The 5,413-nt window shown below is 71.5% G+C and carries 7 protein-coding genes; 4 read left to right on the top strand and 3 right to left on the bottom strand.

Translation table 11 applies throughout. From position 1 onward, the window contains the following. The 4 genes from ACM2XV_RS11725 to ACM2XV_RS11710 form a co-directional block, all read left to right on the top strand. A partial coding sequence (locus ACM2XV_RS11725) for a uroporphyrinogen-III synthase (RefSeq protein WP_487027047.1) occupies positions 1-591 on the top strand: 591 nt, incomplete at its 5' end. 74 nt (positions 592-665) lie between these two features. Continuing rightward, a complete protein-coding gene (hemB, locus tag ACM2XV_RS11720; protein WP_425553407.1) occupies positions 666-1,655 on the top strand; it encodes a porphobilinogen synthase in 990 nt (329 codons plus the stop codon). Positions 1,656-1,727: 72 nt separating this feature from the next. Then, entirely contained in the window at positions 1,728-3,056 is a 1,329-nt protein-coding gene (gene hemL, locus ACM2XV_RS11715; RefSeq protein ID WP_487027046.1) for a glutamate-1-semialdehyde 2,1-aminomutase, read from the top strand. A 178-nt stretch (positions 3,057-3,234) separates the two neighbouring features. Next, positions 3,235-3,630, top strand: a complete 396-nt coding sequence (locus ACM2XV_RS11710; RefSeq protein ID WP_344775674.1) for a hypothetical protein — start codon at positions 3,235-3,237, stop codon at positions 3,628-3,630. Positions 3,631-3,633: 3 nt separating this feature from the next. Here ACM2XV_RS11710 and ACM2XV_RS11705 read toward each other — a convergent pair whose 3' ends face one another. The 3 genes from ACM2XV_RS11705 to ACM2XV_RS11695 all read right to left on the bottom strand — a co-directional run. Beyond that, a complete protein-coding gene (locus tag ACM2XV_RS11705) occupies positions 3,634-4,047 on the bottom strand; it encodes a DUF1304 domain-containing protein (RefSeq protein ID WP_487027045.1) in 414 nt (137 codons plus the stop codon). A gap of 36 nt (positions 4,048-4,083) precedes the next feature. Next, on the bottom strand, positions 4,084-4,917 hold the full coding sequence (locus ACM2XV_RS11700) for an ABC transporter permease (protein ID WP_487027044.1): 834 nt from the start codon (positions 4,915-4,917) through the stop codon (positions 4,084-4,086). Next, positions 4,914-5,413, bottom strand: a 500-nt coding sequence (locus ACM2XV_RS11695) for an AAA family ATPase (protein WP_487027043.1), incomplete at its 5' end; no start/stop codon positions are given. The genes ACM2XV_RS11695 and ACM2XV_RS11700, both read right to left, overlap by 4 nt.

The raw sequence follows: 5,413 nt of genomic DNA, 5'->3' as shown, positions 1-5,413 counted from the left end.
GGCGAGTACGACTGGCTGACCGCCACGAGCGCCACCACGGTCGATGTGCTGCAGAGCTATCGCGCCGTGATCCCCGCGACGACCAAGGTGGCGGCCGTGGGTGAGACGACCGCGGCGGCGCTCGTCGCCGCGGGCTATCGCGTCGACCTGGTGCCGGTTGCGAACAACTCGGCGAAGGGGCTGCTGGCCGAGTGGCCCGAGGCCACGGGCGGCGCCTCGGGGCTGCGCGTTCTGACGCTGCGCTCCGAGATCGCCAAGCCGACGCTGACCGAGGGGCTCGCCCACCTGGGGCACCATGTGGACGCGGTGGTGGCGTATCGCACCGTCGGGGTGCCGGTGGACGAGAAGATCGTCGCGGACGTTCGCGCCGGAAACATCAACGCGATCCTCGTGACCTCGGGCTCGGTGGCCGAGCAGGTCGCGGCGCAGCTCGGGCCGATTCCCGACGGCACGCTGATCGCCGCGATCGGCCCGCAGACCGCGCACGACGCGCGCGACTACGGCCTGAACGTGCACCTCATCGCGGCCGAGCGGTCGGCCGACTCGCTCATCGATGCGGTGGTGCAGGCATCCCGCTCGCAGCGGCCGTAAGGCGGCGCGGTCTCGAGGCACGCGCCTCTCGTGCTCCTCAACCAGCGTGCAGGTGGTGCGCATAGGCTCGAACGGTGAGTGACGTGCTGCATCCCCATGTCCGTCCGCGCCGACTGCGCTCCACCCCGGCCATGCGCCGGCTGGTCGCCGAGACCCGGCTGCACCCCGCCGAGCTGATCCTGCCGATGTTCATCCGCGAGGGGGCGAGCGAGGCGCAGCCGATCGCCAGCATGCCGGGCGTCGTGCAGCACTCGCTCGACTCGTTCAAGGCGGCGTTGCACGAGGCGGCCGAGGCGGGCATCGGCGGTGTCAACCTCTTCGGCGTGCCCGAGGTGCACGACGCCGTCGGCTCAGGGGCGACCGACCCCGACGGCATCCTCAACGTCGCGACCCGCATCGCTCGTGAAGAGGTCGGCGACGCACTCGTCATCCAGACCGACCTCTGCCTCGACGAGTTCACCGACCACGGGCACTGCGGCGTGCTCGACGAGGCCGGGAACGTCGACAACGACAAGACGCTCGTGCGCTACGCCGAGATGGCGCTGGCGCAGGCATCCGCCGGCGCGCATCTCGTCGCCCCGAGCGGCATGATGGACGGCCAGGTCGCCGTGATCCGCGAGGCGCTCGACGAGAACGGATTCCGTGACACCGGCATCCTCGCCTACTCCGCGAAGTACGCGAGCGCGTTCTACGGCCCCTTCCGCGAGGCGGTCGACAGTCAGTTGACGGGCGACCGCCGCACGTACCAGCAGGACCCGGCGAACCGCCGCGAAGGCCTGCGCGAGGCGACGCTCGACCTCGCCGAGGGCGCAGACATCGTCATGGTGAAGCCCGCGATGGCCTACCTCGACGTGCTCGCCGACGTGGCCGCCGTCTCCGACGTTCCGGTGTGGGCCTACCAGGTCTCCGGCGAGTACGCGATGGTCGAGTCGGCCGCCGCGAACGGCTGGATCGACCGCGACCGCGCCATCATCGAGACGCTCACGGGCATCCGCCGTGCGGGCGCCGACGCCGTGCTCACCTACTGGGCGGTCGAGGTCGCGACGCGGCTGCTCGACCGCTGAGCCCCTGCAGCGCTAACCCCTGCACCGCTGAATCCCTGCACCCCCTGCACGAGACCGAAGGCAAGGCATCCGTTGACCACTAACGAGACCGAGTTCGAGCGCGCCCGGCGCGTCATCCCCGGCGGCGTCAACTCACCCGTGCGCGCCTACCGCTCGGTGGGCGGCGCGCCCCGCTTCCTGACGTCGGCGCGCGGCGCATACGTCACCGACGTCGAGGGCCGCGAGTTCGTCGACCTGGTCGCGTCGTGGGGGCCCGCGATCCTGGGCCACGCGCACCCCGAGGTCGTGCGGGCGGTGGCGGATGCCGCAGGCCGCGGTCTCTCGTTCGGCGCGACGACCCCCGCCGAGACCGAGCTCGCCGAGCTCGTCGTCGCACGGCTCGGGGGCGGCACGGCGGCAGGCGGCCTGGTCGACGAAGTGCGCCTCGTGTCGACCGGCACCGAGGCGACGATGACCGCGATCCGCCTCGCCCGCGGATTCACGGGGCGTCCGCTGCTCGTCAAGTTCGCCGGGCATTACCACGGGCACTCTGACGGGCTCTTGGCCGAGGCCGGCTCGGGCGTCGCGACGCTCGCGCTGCCGGCGTCTGCCGGGGTGCCCGAGCCGATCGCCGCGCAGACGCTCGTGCTGCCCTACAACGACCTGGCCGCCGTGCGGGCCGCCTTCGAGGCGCACCCCGGCGACATCGCCGCCGTGATCGTCGAGGCCGCCGCCGCGAACATGGGCGTGGTCGCGCCGCGGCCCGGGTTCAACGCCGCGCTGACCGAGCTCGCCCACGAGTTCGGGGCGCTCGTCATCCTCGACGAGGTGCTCACGGGGTTCCGCGTCTCTGCGCAGGGGTACTGGGGCATCGACGGTGCGGGGGAGGGCGGCTACACCCCCGACCTCGTCACCTTCGGCAAGGTCATCGGGGGCGGCATGCCGCTCGCCGCGCTCGGCGGCCGCCGCGAGGTCATGGAGTACCTCGCGCCCGTCGGCCCCGTCTACCAGGCGGGCACGCTGTCGGGGAATCCGCTCTCGGTCGCGGCCGGGCTCGCCACCCTGCGACTCGCCGACGATGCGGTGTACGCGACGCTCGACCGCGTCAGCGCCACGCTGCAGCAGGAGGTGTCGGCGGCGCTCGCCGCCGAAGGCGTCGAGCACACGATCCAGCGCGCAGGCAACCTGTTCTCGGTGCTGTTCGCCGCCTCGCCCGCGGTGGACTACGCCGGGGTGCAGGCGCAGCAGGCGTTCCGCTTCGGGCCGTTCTTCCACAGCATGCTCGAGCAGGGCGTCGTACTGCCCCCGAGCGTCTTCGAGGCTTGGTTCGTGACGGCGGCCCACGACGAGCGCGCGCTTGAGCGCATCGTCGCGGCGCTGCCCGCCGCGGCCCGCGCCGCGGCACAGGCATCCCCGGCCTGACCCTCGGCCCCCGGTCGTCACAAACGTGGCTCAATCGCGCGAATAGCCCGCGACATCGACGACCGGGCGGCGGGCGCTACGGTCGGTCGTCATAAACGTGGCTCATCGGCCCGAATGGGCCGCAAAAGTGACGACCCACATCCGCGACGCGACCTGGCGGACACGGCAGACTAGGTTCATGGCCGATCTGCATGTGCACCGCGACCGCCTTGAAGTGCATCTGAGCACTGCCGAGAAACTGCTTGCGCTGCGCAAGGACGACCTCGTGATTCCCCGCGACGCGATCCGCTCGGTGGCGATCACGCAGGACCCGTGGATCTGGATCCGCGGCGTGCGCGTGCCCGGGGCCGCGATTCCGCTCACGCTCGCGATCGGCACGTGGAAGTTCCACGGCGGCAAGGACTTCCTGATCGTCAAGGGGAAGTCGCGGCCCGCCGTCGTCATCGACATCGCCCAGGACGACGCGGAAGAGGCCGAGATCGCCGACGGCTACGACCGCGTGATCGTCTCGACGACGCACGCGACGAAGCTCATCGAGGCGCTGCGGCACGCGCCGGCGACGGAAGAGAGCTGAGACTCAGGCGGTCGCCGCGACGATCGCCGTCAGCACGAGCCCGATGAGCGGCGCGAGACCCTGCGTGAGCGCAGCGGCGGCGAAGCGCCTGCCCAGCGTGAGCAGCACGAGGGATGCCGCGAGCATGCTGCCCGTGCTGAGGAAGACGAGCGCCAGGCCGGCCGAGCGCAGGCCGGACGACGGCGCCCCGCTGGCCAGCAGGACGACCCCGATCGCGGCGCCGATCGCGAGGAACAGGTTGTAGAAGCCCTGGTTGTAGGCGAGTTCCCGATTGGAATCCGCCTGGGCCTGGTCGGCCACGTTGAAGCGCCGCCAGACCGCGGGTCGCCTCCAGCCGAAGCTCTCCATCCAGAAGATGTAGAGGTGCAGCAGCGCGGCGAGCGCGACGACGATGCAGGCGATGACGGTGACGACCATGCGTCAACTGTGCCCGCCCGGCGGCCGGGCGGGGCGTTACGACACGTCGCGGCGCCAGGTGGTGAGGCACCCGATCACGGTCACGGCCGCGCCGTAGATCACGAGCATCACGCCGCCGTGCTGCCAGCTGAGCTGGTCGACGACCATGGCGCCCTCCGCGGTGTTCTGCAAGTCGAGGAAACTCGCCCCGACGAGCGCGTCGCTCGAGGCGCCCGGCAAGAACTTCGCGGCGCCCGCTGTCTCGACCGAGAACGCCGCACCGAGGCGCAGCAGCGGCTCGACGAACTGCGTGAACGCGAGGATGATCACGATCACGGCCGCCTGGTTCGGCACGAGCACCCCGAGTCCGACGCCGACGAAGCCCCACAGCGCCATGGCGATCACAGCGCGCCCGAAGAGATGCCAGGTCGCGTGGTCGCCGAGCTCGGCGTTCAGTCCGTAGTGCGTGAGGGCGGCCGCGCCGCTCGAGACGGATGCCGCGAGCGCGAGCGCCCCGTAGGCCGCGCCGAAGACGACCGCGGTCACGATCTTCGCCCACAGCACCGTGTAGCGGTGCGGGTTCGCGAGGAACGTCGGGGTGATCGTCTGATACCCCCACTCGCCCGCCGTGATCAGGGCGCCGAACAGCACGGGGAAGACGTAGCCGATCGAGGTGGCGAAGCTGTACAGCGGCGGCGCGAGGTCGCCGAAGCTCGGCACGAGGCCGTGGCGAGCGTGGATCGCCCCGGTCTGCAGGCCGGCGAAGAGCAGCCCGAGGCCACCGGTGAGCGCCATCAGATACAGCACGAGGACGAGCGCGAGGCTCCACCACAGCCGCGTCGTGAAGATCTTCGTGAACTCGGACCTGACGCCGGCGAAGAACCCGATCACAGCCCGTCCTCCCCGACGAGACGCAGGAAGGTGTCCTCGAGTGACCCCGTGTCGGTGCGCAGCTGCGAGAGCTCGACCCCGGCCGCGAAGGCCACCCGGCCGACCGCGTCGCTGCTCGCGCCCCGCACGACGAAGCCGCTGTGGCTGCGCTCGAAGCCGAGCTGCGCGGCGCTCAGCGCCTGGGCCAGATCGTCGCGGCGGGGAGCGTCGACGACGGTGCTCGGGGCGGTGCCGCCCGGGCTCTGAGCGCCGAGGCCCGCGAGCGTCCCGGCGTATCTGAGCCGCCCCTTCGCGATGATGATCACGTCGTCGACGCTCTGCTGCACCTCGCTGAGCAGGTGCGAGCTGATCAGCACCGTGCGGCCCTGCGCGGCGAGCCCGCGCAGGAAGTGACGAATCCATCGGATGCCCTCGGGGTCGAGCCCGTTGATGGGCTCGTCGAGCACGAGCACCTCGGGGTCGCCGAGCAGCGCGAACGCCAGCCCCAGCCGTTGGC

It is taken from the genome of Gryllotalpicola sp. CP2-P1, from assembly GCF_057512245.1.
The sequence above is the reverse complement of the archived record's forward strand: the minus strand, read 5'-3'. Positions and strand labels throughout refer to the sequence as shown.